The 14,039-nt window shown below is 36.7% G+C and carries 17 protein-coding genes; 4 read left to right on the top strand and 13 right to left on the bottom strand.

Features of this window, described 5'->3' with window-relative positions:
- Positions 1-2: 2 nt before the first annotated feature.
- From AMR95_RS14300 to AMR95_RS14285, 4 genes are all read right to left on the bottom strand, one after another.
- Complete coding sequence (locus AMR95_RS14300; protein WP_313959868.1) at positions 3-1,001, bottom strand: ATP-binding protein; 999 nt, start codon at positions 999-1,001, stop codon at positions 3-5.
- 15 nt (positions 1,002-1,016) lie between these two features.
- Positions 1,017-2,900, bottom strand: a complete 1,884-nt coding sequence (locus tag AMR95_RS14295) for a DDE-type integrase/transposase/recombinase (RefSeq protein ID WP_058838668.1) — start codon at positions 2,898-2,900, stop codon at positions 1,017-1,019.
- A complete protein-coding gene (locus AMR95_RS14290) occupies positions 2,893-3,519 on the bottom strand; it encodes a hypothetical protein (protein WP_058838667.1) in 627 nt (208 codons plus the stop codon). Before AMR95_RS14290 ends, AMR95_RS14295 begins: the two co-directional genes overlap by 8 nt.
- 314 nt (positions 3,520-3,833) lie before the next feature.
- Positions 3,834-4,415 carry an NAD(P)H-dependent oxidoreductase gene (locus tag AMR95_RS14285; protein WP_058838666.1) on the bottom strand — a complete coding sequence of 194 codons (582 nt, stop codon included), beginning with the start codon at positions 4,413-4,415 and terminating at the stop codon, positions 3,834-3,836.
- 122 nt (positions 4,416-4,537) lie between these two features.
- Here AMR95_RS14285 and AMR95_RS14280 point away from each other — a divergent pair, with 122 nt between their 5' ends.
- Positions 4,538-4,879 carry a winged helix-turn-helix transcriptional regulator gene (locus AMR95_RS14280; RefSeq protein ID WP_039178956.1) on the top strand — a complete coding sequence of 114 codons (342 nt, stop codon included), beginning with the start codon at positions 4,538-4,540 and terminating at the stop codon, positions 4,877-4,879.
- 418 nt (positions 4,880-5,297) lie between these two features.
- Here the strand turns inward: AMR95_RS14280 and AMR95_RS14270 are convergent, their stop codons facing one another.
- The 5 genes from AMR95_RS14270 to AMR95_RS14250 form a co-directional block, all read right to left on the bottom strand.
- Entirely contained in the window at positions 5,298-6,401 is a 1,104-nt protein-coding gene (locus tag AMR95_RS14270) for a threonine synthase (RefSeq protein WP_058838664.1), read from the bottom strand.
- A 72-nt stretch (positions 6,402-6,473) separates the two neighbouring features.
- A complete protein-coding gene (locus tag AMR95_RS14265) occupies positions 6,474-6,848 on the bottom strand; it encodes a RidA family protein (protein WP_041085166.1) in 375 nt (124 codons plus the stop codon).
- The gene (locus tag AMR95_RS14260; protein WP_058838663.1) at positions 6,845-7,513 is read right to left on the bottom strand and encodes a helix-turn-helix transcriptional regulator; all 669 of its coding nucleotides are present in this window, start codon (positions 7,511-7,513) and stop codon (positions 6,845-6,847) included. Before AMR95_RS14260 ends, AMR95_RS14265 begins: the two co-directional genes overlap by 4 nt.
- Before the next feature lie 139 nt (positions 7,514-7,652).
- A complete protein-coding gene (locus AMR95_RS14255; protein WP_058838662.1) occupies positions 7,653-8,333 on the bottom strand; it encodes a TetR/AcrR family transcriptional regulator in 681 nt (226 codons plus the stop codon).
- A 42-nt stretch (positions 8,334-8,375) separates the two neighbouring features.
- Positions 8,376-9,545, bottom strand: coding sequence for an FAD-dependent oxidoreductase (locus AMR95_RS14250; RefSeq protein ID WP_039178969.1), 1,170 nt, complete (start codon positions 9,543-9,545; stop codon positions 8,376-8,378).
- A gap of 210 nt (positions 9,546-9,755) precedes the next feature.
- Between AMR95_RS14250 and AMR95_RS14245 the strand changes: the two genes are divergently transcribed.
- Positions 9,756-9,944, top strand: a complete 189-nt coding sequence (locus AMR95_RS14245) for a hypothetical protein (protein ID WP_058838661.1) — start codon at positions 9,756-9,758, stop codon at positions 9,942-9,944.
- 72 nt (positions 9,945-10,016) lie between these two features.
- Here the strand turns inward: AMR95_RS14245 and AMR95_RS14240 are convergent, their stop codons facing one another.
- The 3 genes from AMR95_RS14240 to AMR95_RS14230 form a co-directional block, all read right to left on the bottom strand.
- Positions 10,017-10,364, bottom strand: coding sequence for a DoxX family protein (locus AMR95_RS14240; protein ID WP_039178975.1), 348 nt, complete (start codon positions 10,362-10,364; stop codon positions 10,017-10,019).
- A gap of 117 nt (positions 10,365-10,481) precedes the next feature.
- Entirely contained in the window at positions 10,482-10,907 is a 426-nt protein-coding gene (locus AMR95_RS14235; RefSeq protein ID WP_058838660.1) for a MarR family winged helix-turn-helix transcriptional regulator, read from the bottom strand.
- Positions 10,908-10,975: 68 nt separating this feature from the next.
- A complete protein-coding gene (locus AMR95_RS14230) occupies positions 10,976-11,548 on the bottom strand; it encodes a TetR/AcrR family transcriptional regulator (protein ID WP_058838659.1) in 573 nt (190 codons plus the stop codon).
- A 182-nt stretch (positions 11,549-11,730) separates the two neighbouring features.
- On the opposite strand from AMR95_RS14230, the gene AMR95_RS14225 reads away from it, so the two are divergent.
- Both AMR95_RS14225 and AMR95_RS14220 read left to right on the top strand, forming a co-directional pair.
- Positions 11,731-12,657: a DsbA family protein gene (locus AMR95_RS14225; protein ID WP_058838658.1), complete on the top strand. Its 927-nt coding sequence runs from the start codon at positions 11,731-11,733 to the stop codon at positions 12,655-12,657.
- Between the two features lie 11 nt (positions 12,658-12,668).
- A complete protein-coding gene (locus AMR95_RS14220; RefSeq protein WP_058838657.1) occupies positions 12,669-12,986 on the top strand; it encodes a monooxygenase in 318 nt (105 codons plus the stop codon).
- Positions 12,987-13,033: 47 nt separating this feature from the next.
- Here the strand turns inward: AMR95_RS14220 and AMR95_RS14215 are convergent, their stop codons facing one another.
- Positions 13,034-13,981: a carbon-nitrogen hydrolase family protein gene (locus AMR95_RS14215; RefSeq protein WP_058838656.1), complete on the bottom strand. Its 948-nt coding sequence runs from the start codon at positions 13,979-13,981 to the stop codon at positions 13,034-13,036.
- Between the last annotated feature and the right edge of the window lie 58 nt (positions 13,982-14,039).

Here is a 14,039-nt window from a genome sequence, read left to right as displayed (position 1 = left end):
ATTTATATTATGTCTAAATAAATTTCTGACTCAACATAGCCTGATCTTGTGATTGCTTCTTCCCAGTGAGCTTTTGATAACCACTCTAGGTTCTCTCCGTTCGCTCCAAATTTTCTGAGGGCATATTCAATGGTAAGCGTTAAATATTGCATTGGAATTTCCACAGGCTTAGTTAAACCGGCTTTTCTTCGCAATTCAGTAAATACCTCCATCAAATCCTCAGCACATTGGTTTAATCTATAGCCTTCATCAAAAGCTTTTGGAAAAAAGTATCTTGCATATGACCAGCCACTACCTATTGGATATTCAGAATCATTATCATATCCTGATAAACAGGGTTTTAGATCTTTTAAATCTTTTATTCCTGTGAATTCATATTCATGAACCATGAATCTCCCAATTAATTGAGCTTTTTTTGCTCTTATAAAAGCTGTTCTTTGATAAAGTAATTCATTTTGACCAACTAATATAACAGTAAGGTGGACACCTGCAAAATCTAATTCATTATATATATCCATTAACCAACCATAATGTAGTTCTTGTAACCTGTGGGCTTCATCTAAGAATAAAATGACTCTGTGTTGTCTAGATTTTTCCCCTTGCTCAATTAAAAATCTTGAGAGCCTATCACGTTTTATATTTGCCTTGCCATTGAAGGGTAAATTGTGCCCTATATCTTTTAGAATATCTTCAAAGAAGATACCTTCATTTGCATTTTTGTAGTGTCGACATATTATTTTGTAAACTGGCAACATCATATCAAATTCTGAAGTTAATATTTTGCGGATATATTCAATGGCTTTGCTTTTGCCTAGTCTGGGTCGCCCGTAAACGATAGCCCCAGGTGCACGATTATCTATCCAATGGCAAATAGAGTCGTATAATCGATCGATTTCATTAGTCGCAATTAAATACCTTCCATTTTCAACTGGATGACTTCCCTTTGAAACATAAGGTCTATCCATGAACTCCATAGTTGATCTCTCTTCGTTCGTATTCAAGTAAACACCCCCTATTTAATACATGATTGTTTTAGTAAGTTTTCGTGATGTAACATCTGAAGGCTTATTTTTGTTGTAAGGTACGGTATTGTTATTCTTTTTTTGCTCAAAATTAGCTTTTGCTATTGGTTCATTTAAAACATCATTTGTACTTTGACGAGTTTCGATATATCGGTTTAGTGTAGCAAGTGTATTTCTTGAATTTTTATTTTTTCTTGCTTCTTTTTCTAAATGTTTTGTGAGAACATCAATTGGATCGTCTTCTTGTAATAGATGGATCATTTTTCTTTTCCGCAGCTTATTAATCATCTTTCTGGTTTTTAAATCATGTGGAGTAACTCCCCATTTACCAAATGCAGTAAACACGCCAAATTCACTGCCGTCAGGCAAAAAGGCTTGAACAGTTCGAAGGTCTTCCATGTTAATTAAAAGAGTTAATTTTGTTCCTATCAATTCATAAGAGCGTGATAAAATTTCATTAGAATATTTAACGCCTTCAAAGTTGATGTGGGGTTTTCTTGATTTAACTTTGTTTCCTTGTATAGTTCGCTCTACTTTCATATGGAAAAACACCACTTCATTCCTCTTTTCTTCTGAAATCTTCCGCACACTCATTCCTCTTGAGAGCCTTTGTTCTAAGACCTCTAAGGGAGTTAGGTTATTAACACCTTCATTGGGGGTTGCGTTGTAATTAGCTATGAGTACCTCAGTAACTTCTTCTAATTGCTCAGCTGTTAAACGATATTTCACTGCTTTTTGCTCTGCATTTTTTCGAAGAGGATCTTTTGGATGGCTTCCCGTAGTGGTAGGTAGTTTATGATAGCCTGTATCTTCTAATGTCTTGAAAAATCTCTCGATAATTCCTCGGCGCTCTGGAACTCTTACAGGACCAGCATTAACTGAACAACCAATTATTTGTGTTAAACGATCTCGAACTATGTTTGATAAATTTGCCTTTGCGTTATCATATAAAAATTCATCCCAAACTCCCCATTTTGCTTCTTCTAAGTACTCTGAAGGAAAGTTGCCTCGATTTGAAAATTTTAATCCTGGAATAGAAAGTTTCCTTCTTTCTCGTGGAATCACTGCATTTTTAATACAATACAAAACATCATTGGCGGAGTATTCTTTATTTAAACAAAGATGAAATCCTAAAATTGCACGAGTCGCAACATCGATAATAACAAGTAGCCAGATCCTATTCATAATCTCAACTACTTCATCACCTTCAGGGGTTTTAAAAGTTATCGCAATGACAGCGTCAATTCGATGACCATCAAATTGAACTCTTTGAAAAGGTCGAGTAATTATAGGAGATTGATAAAAATTTTCAACATTGTTTGAAAGTGCGATTTTTTTAATCTTTTTAATATAGCGTTGCAAAGCCTTATAGCCCATAGTTTCTGTATTAAAGGGATAATCAATTGGGGTTAAACCTTCACTTCTACATGCATTAAGAAATTTTTTGTGGAGGGTTTTATAATTAATACTATTATTTTTTTGTGAGTAGTCGTGAATAACATCTTTGATGGAAGGATAAGTTTCAAGAAGCAGTTCAAATACGCCAGCTAAACATTTAGAATTGAAATTTTTCCGTTTGTATTCAAGTGTTTTTTTATATGGGATCAGTGCGCGAAATCCCCACAGGTTGCTGTTCTCATCTAATTCCAAACATCTTTGAGTGAACATTCTGATTCTCTTTCTGCTTATACCAGTGGAGTTATGGATTTCTCTAAGTGAAGTGTTTCCTTCCAGATAAAGTTCGACAGCTTGTTTTCTTTTTAAATAAATTTCTTTATGTTCTTCATCTAAATGATCTACTAATACTTTTGGCCAATTAGAAGTATCTAAACTCTTTGGATCAATGTCTGGTTTTTCATAAAATCTACTTCTAGTCATTTAACCACACCTCCAAATTAGGACCTACTAATGCTTTATCAAAGTTGGCACTAATTGTGCCATGATAATAAAGCCAAAATATAGCTTCTCTAACTCTAGAAGATTCCATGTTTAAAAGTTTTTCCAACGAGCAAAGTGAACATTTTTCATGGTCGTATAAAAATTTTTTAATCATATGAATATCTGTTTCAATCGGAGTTAATCTGTTGCTTATATAAGGTAATAACGTTTTCATATTGTCTAAGAAAATTTTGTTTTCACGTATTTCTTTTTCTGTTTTTAACACAAAATTTTTCCCGAGTTTACTGCACCAAATCTGTAGGGTATTCACGTCTTTTAAGTTGGAAGAATATCTAATAGATACATATTCTTCTTTGCTATTCAACCACTTTAACCACATGCTAATCATTACTTTTTTTAACTTTCCTTCGCTAAGGATTTTAATTTCCAAAGGTCTTTCGCAAAACATTTCAATTAACGGATTTGTTTCAACAAGTATCCAAAAATCATACTCTAAATCGCTAAACAGATAGATGTTTCTTTTAAGTTTTGGACTGTATGCTTCCCAATAGTTATTCCCAAATTTACTGCTTCTTTTAATTGCAATGGGTTTGTACATAAGTGCCACCTTTCGCAACAATTAAAAAATATTTCTATCTTCACTTCCTAAATTCCTCTTTATTCGACAACTTTTATACAGAAAACTAAGAGTTCAACTAGATGGAATGGACCCTTCTTGTTGTCTTTTAAACATAAAGGACCTTGTTTCTTGTCCTCTGAACAGAAGGAGAAATAGGATCCTTTAATATTGATACAGTTGTAGTTTCAATAAATTAAAGGACCCTATTTCTTGTCTTGGTACATCTACCACCTTCTCAATAAATTAGTTTGGTCGTAAAGGTTGTGCCTTTCCTTATTGGCTGCAACAGTAAATTAAATACTTTGGGATATTTCGTTTAAAAATATTTTTCTTTTTTCATCTGTTGTTAAGTTAACTCTTGAAAAATGAATCCATTGGGTGTCTTCATTTTTAAGTCCCAAGTCAGCAAGAGTTCTGTTAATAAAAACGCCTTGAATCGCATTCCCACCTTCAGATTCTATATAATCCTTATCTGTTGTAGATGTTGAGATCACAGTTGTTTTTTTAATATTTGTCAATAAACCTTTTAAAGCCCCAGTGTTTTTATCTTCTAAGAATGCGAAACCTCTTAACATGACTTTATCAATAAATCCTTTTAAAATTGCAGGTAAATCCCACCACCAGACAGGAAATATAAATATTAATTCAGTTGCCTGACTTAATTTCTTTTGATAATCCTTAACTAATTGATAAGGTGTTTCGCCTTTAATAAAATACTTCAATTCTTCAGCTGAAAAAACGGGATTAAACCCATCTTTATATAAATCGATCACTTGAAATGGTTCTCTCTTTGTTTCTAGATTTTCTGTAATGGAAGTCAAAATGGCATGATTATAGCTTCCGTCCCAAGGATGTGCATAGACAATCGTTTTCATTATTCATTCACCCTTTTTTGTTATTTTCATCATATTTTGATGTACATTCATTTTATTGTATGCTATAACGTACTACAAGTACGGTAATTAAAGTGCGATACTAACCTAAAGGAGAGTGTGAAATGACGAAAGAATCCTTTACAGCTAATGTTGACCTAAAAGAAACTGGATTTGGGTACACTTTATCTTTAATTGGTGGGAAATATAAGATGACGGTACTGTATGCTTTATATGCAAACAATGGTCCTATTCGCTATAATCAGTTAAAACGAATGCTCGGGACTATCTCTTTTAAAACATTAACCAATACACTAAAAGAACTTGAAGCGGATCAATTAATTAATCGTAAAGAATATCCTCAAGTGCCTCCAAAAGTAGAATATAGTTTATCGGAAAAGGGATTATCATTGATGCCTGTATTAGATGCGATTTGCTATTGGGGAGAAGAACAAATGAAAAAATAGTTAGTAGTTGAGTGAAATTGTACTTTTGGGTAAAAGAGATTGTGCATTCAGGCAAGAAAAAGAGCATCTCTCTTGAGATACTCTTAGAATGATAATGAAACAGCTATTTTTCGATGAAATCTGTTGGTTTTACCAACCATGAGCTGCCATATCCTCTTCCTATATAAGTCCCAATACCTCATTTTGTTCATGCGCTAGTTCCATACCTTCTGCTAGATAGAGAGCGTTCATTTTATCTAGGTCATTATCTGGGCAATGGCGGATCAGTTGACGCAATCTCGCAGCAACGGTCTGACAAACCTCTGGTGATAAGTAACTATCAGAATCGGATAGTTCCAGCAATGGGATGATATCATCCTAGTAGTTTTTAAAGGGTATGTCCCCGCCAAACCCCCGCTTTTAAGTTGTATTCTACGGCTTATTTTGACTTAATCCCTGCCCCGCAAAGAGGTATGACGATGGTTTCTTTTGATTCCTTTTTATATTTCAAGTAGCCGGCAAAATTGACTGCAGATGTCACTTCTACATAAAATCCTTTCTCACTTAGTTTAGAGCGTGCATTCAATATTTCATCTTCTTCAATATCTATAAATGTACCATTAGTATCTTGTACAGCTTGTAGAATTTGTTTGGAGCGCGCCGGGGCAGCAATGGCTATCCCTTCTGCTAAGGTCCCTGTATTCGTAACAGGCGATGCTGATTCCTCCTCGTTTTGATAAGCTTTCACAAGAGGTGCACAGTTTTTCGCTTGTATGGCAATGATTTTCGGTATTTTATGAATCAAACCATTTTCAAATAACTCTTTAAAGCCATAATACGCTCCTAGAAGGAGAGTGCCGTTTCCAACCGGAATGATTAAAGCATCTGGAGCTCCTTTTATTTGTTCATAGATTTCATATGCGTATGTTTTTGTTCCCTCAAAAAAATAAGGATGATACACATGGCTTGCATAAAAAACGTTTTCGTCGTCTACTGCTTTTTGGGCTGCAGCGGCAATGTCCTCGCGTGTACCACGAATTTCTTTAATCGTTGCTCCATGGGCTTTTATTTGAGCGACCTTTTTAGGTGAAGTTTCATCGCTTAAATAGATGTCACATGCAATCTCGCAACGAGCTGCATAAGCGGCAATCGCTGTTCCTGCATTCCCGCTGCTATCCGCAATGACTTTTGATACCCCTAATTCCTTTGCCTTTGTCATTAAAACAGCAGCTCCTCGATCTTTAAAGGAGAGTGTAGGCATCATATAGTCAACTTTTACATAAGTATTTGGCTCATTCGGATCTAAAAGGATTAAAGGAGTTTGACCTTCACCCATTGTTACAGATTCCCAAGTCTTAGAACCCTTTGAAAAGGGCATGGTTTCAACATAACGCCATAATGAGTTTGGATAGTGATCCCAAGCCGCCATATCTATTTTAGGGGTATCTTTCACCAGGTTTAATACGCCGTTACAATCACATTTCCATAGGGTTGTTGTCATCTCATATTTTTTCCCACAATCGTTACAAATCAATTGATTCATCGATCATCATCCCCTTCGAATAATTTTTTATACGAAATATACTTTTTTATATATCATAGGCAAAAAAATATTCTAAATATAAGAAATAGCATCAATTTCAATTTTGAAACCGAAATGTAATTCATTCGTTGGTACAACAGTACGTGCTGGTTGGTGTTCACCGAAAAATTCAGTGTAAACCGCATCTACCTTGTCCCATAGTTCAATATCAGAAATGTATAATGTCATACGCAAAATTTTTTCTTTTTTACTTCCAGCCGCTTCTACAATCATCTCGACATTTTTAAGCGCTTGTAATGTCTCTTCTTCAATGGGGCCGAATTCTTTTTCTCTCGTTTCAGGATTGATGGCAAATTGTCCTGAAACATAGACCGTGTTTTGATGAATGGTTGCGAATGCATAGTGTCCGTTGGCTTTTAGATTCCCTACCTCAAGGATGCTTTTCATTTCTTTTCTCCTTCATTCGCTTTATGTTTGATCTCATCCAAATAGCTATAGACGGTGACTTTAGAAATACCTAACATAGATGCGACCTTCTCAACAGATCCTTTCATTAAAAAAATACCCTTTTCATCCATGAACCTTATTAATTCAATTTTTTCATGGCGTTTCATGACTGGGTGAACACTATTTTGAATGATCTGTTGAATCAATTGATCTACGATTTCTTCCACATTTTCAAGATCATCATTTGTTGTTGTTGTTTCATTCTCTTGAACTTCAACTTTTGTAGAAAGAAAAGTATCCATAAATTGCTGCATTTGATTCAATGCTTCAACATCAAAATTGATACAGAATGCACCAATCACCTTTTGCTCGGAATCACGAATTAATGAAGTCGAAGAACGAATGGTACGGTTGTCTTCGGTTTTAAATGTATACCCAGCGAGATAATCTTCTTTAAAATCTTCTGATTGTAAAACAGTCTTTACCAAATGATCAAATGATTGACCAATTTTTCTTCCCGTCACATGATGATTGACTGTAAACATGACTGATGCTTGAGGGTTCGTTAAATCATGAATCACGACTTCACAATTTGGTCCAAACATTTTTGCAGTAGATTTTGCTAAAGGAATATAGCTCTGTAATAAATTCTTTATATGTTCCATGCCTAAGCACCTCATTTGTTTATTCCACTAGATTATATAATTTTTTATATGCAAAAACAATATATAGATTTTTTTATACGTTTTGAAAAAGTGGAGAAAATATAAAAAAGCAGCCATTGACTGCTTTTTTTGCTCCTTTCTAATTGATTTTTTGCTGGATCCCAGACAAAATGACGTCAATTCCCCACCTGAACCGTTCCATTAATACGGTATCACCTGCAAATATTTCTTCTTTCAGACTATGGATGAAAGGAAACCGCGTTTTGTCTGCATCATGAAATGTTTTTTTTGTATCTGAAATCTGCGAAGAGCCGTGTTTCTTCCAAGAGACCTTTTCGTATGCTACGGAAGATACGTATAACAGTAAAAGGTCTACTCCCCATGCAGCGGATGTAGATTTGATTCCGCCTTTATGCAGTGCAGCGAGAAGATGTTCGGTCAACTGTAAAAAGTTCGTTCCTTGCGGGATGGTGGAAAGAGAAATTTCAGCAAGACCAGGCTTTTCGTATAGCAGCAGGAAATAAGTATGCAATATGTCAAATAACTGTTCTTTCCATGTGCCACCCGCTGAATTTGGGTAAACCATTTGGCCGAGACCATAATCCAATACGTAAGCACTTAGTTCTTGAAAATTGTTCACGTAGACATACAAGGATGCAGGTCCTGTATCTAATGCTTTAGCCACTTTACGCATACTCATGCCCTCTAACCCTTGCTCCTTAAGAAGGTCAAAGGCAGTTTTCACAATGAGTTCACGGCTTAAGGGCTCTTTAGCCGGCTGAGACCGACGACTGATAATACGACGATTTGAATTGTTCATACTCTCTTTATAACATGTCAAAGTCAAATAGTAAATTGAGCATCAATCTCCGTTTTCTTGAAAAGAATTCATCATATCTGCAAGCTTGACCGCAGCATTTTTTGAAAAACACAGTTTTAAACTTTTTTCTGATTCATGAGCTTTCTCCGATGAATATTCGTACATCATGTCTTCGTATTCTTCTATAGCCTTTTCGATATGATGAGGATTTCGGACAATCGCAAGTGCGAGTTCCATTGCATCAAACATCGCCATGTTTACGCCCTCCCCTGCGAATGGTGACATGACATGAGCTGCATCACCGATAAGCGTTACTCCTTTATGGCGGTTCCATTTAAAACCGACAGGAAGCGTATAAATCCGTCTTGGAATGATGGCATCTTCTGCATAACGAATATAATTTTTCAGCTGATCGTCCCAATCACTAAATAACTCTAATAATTGTTCTTTTGCTTCTTTCGCTTGATGAAAAGGAATACCACAAGCCTCAATCCAGTTACGTTCTACCATAAGGCTTGCATACACTTTTATTCGTCCATCCCCGTTTAACTGACCAATCAGTCCTTTATGGTCTGCTAAAGCAAACATCTTCCCGCGTTTATTAAATGCAGCTAAATCAGGGTGATTCACCTCTACGTTGAGGATATTCAGTTCCAGCATCGTGAGTCCGGCGTATTCAATATCAATATCTGTTAACAGAGGACGCACACGAGAAAAAGCACCATCTGCTCCAATTAAAAGATCAACTGTCTCGACAACTCCGTTTTCAAAATGAAGCTCCGTCATGCCGTTTTCTAGTGAAACGCAACTTTCTAGTTTATAACCATATTTGATGTTCTCAGCATCAATTTGATCTAACAGCAGTTCGCACAAAACACCACGGTCAATTTCTGGGCGGGTGCCTTTTTGATCTGGTTCCGTTTCTTCATCTAAATAAATTTTTCCTGACTTATCAAGTAATCGGAAATCTTCTCCTTCATAGCGGGCGTTCCTTTGAAATTCCTCATAAATTCCCGCTTCTTTTAAAGCTTTTTGGCCTGTTTCTTCGTGAATATCCAGTGAGCCCCCTCTTTCAAGACTCTTGTCATGCACCTCTCGTTCATAGATGGTTGTTTGTATACCGTAATTTTGCAGTATTAAGGCGAGCGTTAACCCCCCAGGTCCTCCTCCAATGATAGCGATTTGCTTTTGATCCTTAGATAATGCCGTCATCGTATGCATCTCCTCTTCTTTATGAAAATCGTTTAAAGTCACATCTCATTTATATTATAACGAACACCGTTCGTTAAGAACAGTGTTCGTTTAAAAAAGTTTATTTTACGAGTGCTTTAATGAAAAGAAAGCACTCGCCCGTCACTATATGATACACTCCAAATATGATTCTTTTCGATTGTTTTCATTATGAGTGTAAGAGGTGTTTCGATGAATAAATTACTAGCAATGTTGATATTAGGATTGAGCTTTAGTGGTGCCGCTCTCATTCTTTCTGTCCCTTTGTTATTCAAGTCCAAACTAGAACAAGCTGAGCTCGTGTTTGCTGCTGGATCAGCGGGCGCTTTTGCAGTATTTGCTGTCTCATGCTTAGTTCTTCGAAAACAATTCAATCGCTAAAAAACCTAAACATCATCCACCATTAGAATAGTGGAGATTTGTTTAGGTTTTGTGACTTACCTTGATATGAACTTAAAGAATGTGGTACAAGCTGATCCCAATACTGAGAGCGAATAACACAAGTGCCGGGATTGCTTTTTTAAAGGGATCTTTGGCCAATACGATCAGAGTAAGTGCAGCTGCCAGCATCGTGCCTCCTAACAATAAGCCTGATAATATTGCGATTGTTGGCATCCATATGCCAATTAGCATTCCAGCTGCGCCTATGAGCTCAAAGGCTCCGGTTAAAACATTAAAAAAAGCAGGTAAACCAAATCGTTTGAACTCTTCTGCCATTTTCCCTGATATAATTTTCGATCCTGTTACAAAAAAGAAAGCAGCCAATATCATTTGCAGAATAAGTATGAAAATCGTGATCACATCTTTCTAAGTTATTTGACTGAAACACTCAAGTCCAAATGGACAAAATTTCAGCTGATACAATTTATATGTCATAGCATATATCGGACATAAATAGTTCGTTACAGATTAGACATTTTAAGATTCATAGTGTGAATGAAATAATTTGTTTAAAAGTAATTTTAATTGTTGAATCTCTTCATCGTTTAATTGCTTTGTCACCGTTTGATGTGCATCCATGACAACAGGAAGAATGGCCTTTTTGACCTCGTCCCCTTTTTCCGTTAAAAGCAGGTGATGTGAGCGCCGGTCTTGTTCATTATAGGTCTTTTTGACAAGCCCTTTTCGTTCCATAGACTGGATCATTCTGACGACAGTGGTTTGATTTTTATCAATTCCTTCTGCCAATTCTTTTTGAGTAGTCCCCTTTTCACTACTCAGGATGCTAATAATACTCCATTGTTCAGGCGTGACGCCATAAGGCTTTAACCTGTTCGTAAAATAATTTGTCATTTTAAGATCGGTACGATGAACGAGATAGCCTATTAAATCTTGTAAATCCATGTAAACACCCTCTATGAAATTTATATGCTATAGCATTTATATTAGTGGAGCCTTTGAAAATTGTCAAATCATCCATCTGCTTGTTTAAAATCAATCCCTGACAAGATATATGGCACTGCTGATTTGATAAACTCCTCTGAGGATAAGTGCGAACTATTTTTTCTCCACTCAACAGAAGCTCCGTGAATTCCCCAACTTAAAAAAACAGCTGTGACCTTCAGAATTTGCTTTTCGACATTTGTATATTGATTGATTAACAATTGATAAAAAATAATTTCAAGCTGCTCCCTCACAATAGGAGCAAGTTCAGTTTCATATTCTACTTGGCAGCGGTTATGCAGAGATTGTTGGAAATTCGTTAGTGCTTTAAAAATATTGATAATCGTATCTTCATCTAGTTTACGATGATTGAAATTTATACTTTCTAAATTAATCGATAATACTTCTGATAGTGTTTTATCCAGCAAATCGTATTTATCCTCAAAATGATAATAAAACGTCGCGCGGTTGATCATGGCTTCTGCCGTGACATCTTTGATCGTAATATCCTTAAATTCCTTTTTCGATGAAAGTTTAATAAATGACTCCATGATTAACTTACGCGTTCTTAGGACCCGAGGGTCTGTCTTGGGCTGTGGCATCTTATCCCTCCTCCTTTTTCAACACATCTATCAATCTGTTGGATAAACAACAAATTGAAGAAATTATTGGTGTTGGTCTCACTCATTGTGTCTTAAGATTTAATTGTAAAGTAAATCATTGCTTGATTCAAACAAACTGATAGGCAATAGCGTTCCTACAAAATTTGAGGAGGAAAATGAAATTGAAAAACAATGAGATGTTTTGTGATATAGAAACAGGTGTATGTGGTGTAGGTGAAGAAGAGGATATTCAGGTCATTGATTTTCAGCAACCTAAAAAAACAATAACGCTCTATTATGTAACAGATCCAATTTGTTCGCATTGCTGGGCAATTGAACCTGTGCTGCGTCGATTTAAAGAGCAATATGGACATTATTTTCATTTTCAGACTGTGTTGGGTGGACTGTTAGAGAAATGGCATGGCGGTCCAATTGATCCTGCAAACGGAATTTACAAACCTGCTGATGTGGCTGGTCACTGGAGAGAGGTTGGAGAACATTCCCGCATGCCAATTGATGGGTCTTTAATGATTGACAATCCTGTTCAATCTTCCTACCCCCCCTCTCGCGTGTTCAAAGTGATTCAAAAACATCATGATGATGCACTAGCCTATACTTTTTTACGCCGTGCGAGAGAAGCGCTATTTGCATTCAATCAAAATATATCGGATATCACGGTGTTAATTGACATCGTCAACGATCTTGGACTTAACGGAGAAGTGATTGTACATGAAGCGGAGCTGCCAAGCGGCCAGGAATTATTAAATCAAGATTTTACTCTAGTTCGAGACCTTGGTGCTCGAGGTTTCCCAACGATCATCTTCGTCAACGAAGAAAATAAAGGAGTCAAAATCACGGGTGGCCGCTCATTTGAAGTCTATGTTGAAGGATTAAAGCAAGCTTTAAACACTGAAGAACTTGAACCGAAAAAACGCCCAGCTGTTTCTACCCTGCTCGAAAAAGAAAAACTTCTATTTTCTAAAGAAATTGAAGTGATGTACGATGTTGACCAATCAGATGTACGGTCTTTTATGAAGAAAGAACTTCCGCAGCAGCAGTATCAAATGAAAGAAGTGCTGGGGGAACTGTATTTTACAACTTCAACATAAGGAGAATGACGATGGCACATTTATTACAGGTTGATTTTAAGATGAAAGGCCCTTTCGGTGATGAAATGGCAAAAGAGTTTGCTGATTTAGCGAAAAGTATAAATGAGGAAGACGGATTCATATGGAAAATATGGACGGAGAATCCGGAGAAGAATGAGGCTGGCGGAATCTACTTATTCGAAACAAAAGAAGCAGCTGAAAACTATCTTGAGATGCATTCTAAAAGAATCACTAGCTTTGGAATAACAGACATCAACGCTAAAATCTTTAACATGAATGCTCATCTTACTCATATCACAAAAGGTCCATTAAAAACTCATCAAGGTTGACACACGAAAAAAAGAGCGGCTGATGGCTGCTCTTTTTTCGTGTGATTTCATCGATTCATCCACTTCACATTTTCTTTTTTTTCTTCATTCACGACGAGTTGGAAGATATCAGGTCTTGAATAATGCCCGACTACATCGAAGTCGAATTGACTAGAAGAAATATCACGCAAATCAAGATCTGCCAGCAGTATCTCTTCCTGACCATAGACAGGTTCTTTTATATATTCGCCTAAAGGACCGACTATTGCACTCCCCCCTCGGCACATCTCATCAGGAGAAGATGCTAATTCATCATAGCAGGCTAAATCTTTAGGATACATCTCTTTATTCACATATTGATTACAAGATAGAACGAAGCATCGGCCTTCTGCGGCAATATGGCGAATCGTAGATTGCCATAGTTCCCTGGAATCTGCCGTAGGGGCTATATAGATTTGGACGCCTTTTGCATACATCGCTGCTCTAGCTAATGGCATATAGTTTTCCCAGCAAATTAAAGCGCCTATTTTACCGTACGGTGTATCGAAAACCGGCAGTGTGCTGCCATCCCCCTCTCCCCATATGAGTCGCTCGGAACCTGTCGGCTTTAGTTTACGGTGCTTTCCAAGTAAGGTTCCATCTGGTCCGAAAAACAATACGGAACAATATAAAGTCCCGCGACTTGATTCGTCATCTCTTTCAATGACACCGATGACGAGGTAGACACCAGCTTTGCGGGCTGCTTCTCCTAATCTGTCAGTCGTTCTACTTGGAACTGGAACTGAATTTTCTAAGTAACGAAGCCAGTCCTTTCTTCCTTCTGGAGAACGGCTTCCTACTGTGGCGCCAAAAGCTAGTCCTCTTGGATAAGCTGGTATAAAAGCTTCAGGAAATACAACAATATTGGCTCCTTTTTCTCCGGCCTCAAGTGTTAACGAAATGGCTTTTTCAGTACTTGCTTCTTTATCCATAATGACAGAAGCAGCTTGAACAACAGCAACTTTACATGTAGACATCTTAACCCCTCCTTAATCAAAGTGTAAAAATAAACGTTTATCATGTACAATATATCAT

This window comes from Bacillus sp. G1(2015b), assembly GCF_001482475.1.
Lineage (GTDB): Bacteria > Bacillota > Bacilli > Bacillales > Bacillaceae > Bacillus > Bacillus safensis.
The sequence above is the reverse complement of the archived record's forward strand: the minus strand, read 5'-3'. Positions and strand labels throughout refer to the sequence as shown.

Bases quoted from the DNA above. Each gene is read 5' to 3' on its own strand.
- AMR95_RS14265 (WP_041085166.1), bottom strand. From the start codon at position 6,848: ATGAAAAGCATCCTTGAGGTAGGGAATCTAAAAGCCAACGGACACTAT.
- AMR95_RS14285 (WP_058838666.1), bottom strand. From the start codon at position 4,415: ATGAAAACGATTGTCTATGCACATCCTTGGGACGGAAGCTATAATCAT.
- AMR95_RS14235 (WP_058838660.1), bottom strand. From the start codon at position 10,907: ATGGATTTACAAGATTTAATAGGCTATCTCGTTCATCGTACCGATCTT.
- AMR95_RS14215 (WP_058838656.1), bottom strand. From the start codon at position 13,981: ATGTCTACATGTAAAGTTGCTGTTGTTCAAGCTGCTTCTGTCATTATG.
- AMR95_RS14270 (WP_058838664.1), bottom strand. From the start codon at position 6,401: ATGAATCAATTGATTTGTAACGATTGTGGGAAAAAATATGAGATGACA.
- AMR95_RS14295 (WP_058838668.1), bottom strand. From the start codon at position 2,900: ATGACTAGAAGTAGATTTTATGAAAAACCAGACATTGATCCAAAGAGT.
- AMR95_RS14290 (WP_058838667.1), bottom strand. From the start codon at position 3,519: ATGTACAAACCCATTGCAATTAAAAGAAGCAGTAAATTTGGGAATAAC.
- AMR95_RS14250 (WP_039178969.1), bottom strand. From the start codon at position 9,545: ATGACGGCATTATCTAAGGATCAAAAGCAAATCGCTATCATTGGAGGA.
- AMR95_RS14280 (WP_039178956.1), top strand. From the start codon at position 4,538: ATGACGAAAGAATCCTTTACAGCTAATGTTGACCTAAAAGAAACTGGA.
- AMR95_RS14255 (WP_058838662.1), bottom strand. From the start codon at position 8,333: ATGAACAATTCAAATCGTCGTATTATCAGTCGTCGGTCTCAGCCGGCT.
- AMR95_RS14220 (WP_058838657.1), top strand. From the start codon at position 12,669: ATGGCACATTTATTACAGGTTGATTTTAAGATGAAAGGCCCTTTCGGT.
- AMR95_RS14245 (WP_058838661.1), top strand. From the start codon at position 9,756: ATGAATAAATTACTAGCAATGTTGATATTAGGATTGAGCTTTAGTGGT.
- AMR95_RS14230 (WP_058838659.1), bottom strand. From the start codon at position 11,548: ATGCCACAGCCCAAGACAGACCCTCGGGTCCTAAGAACGCGTAAGTTA.
- AMR95_RS14260 (WP_058838663.1), bottom strand. From the start codon at position 7,513: ATGGAACATATAAAGAATTTATTACAGAGCTATATTCCTTTAGCAAAA.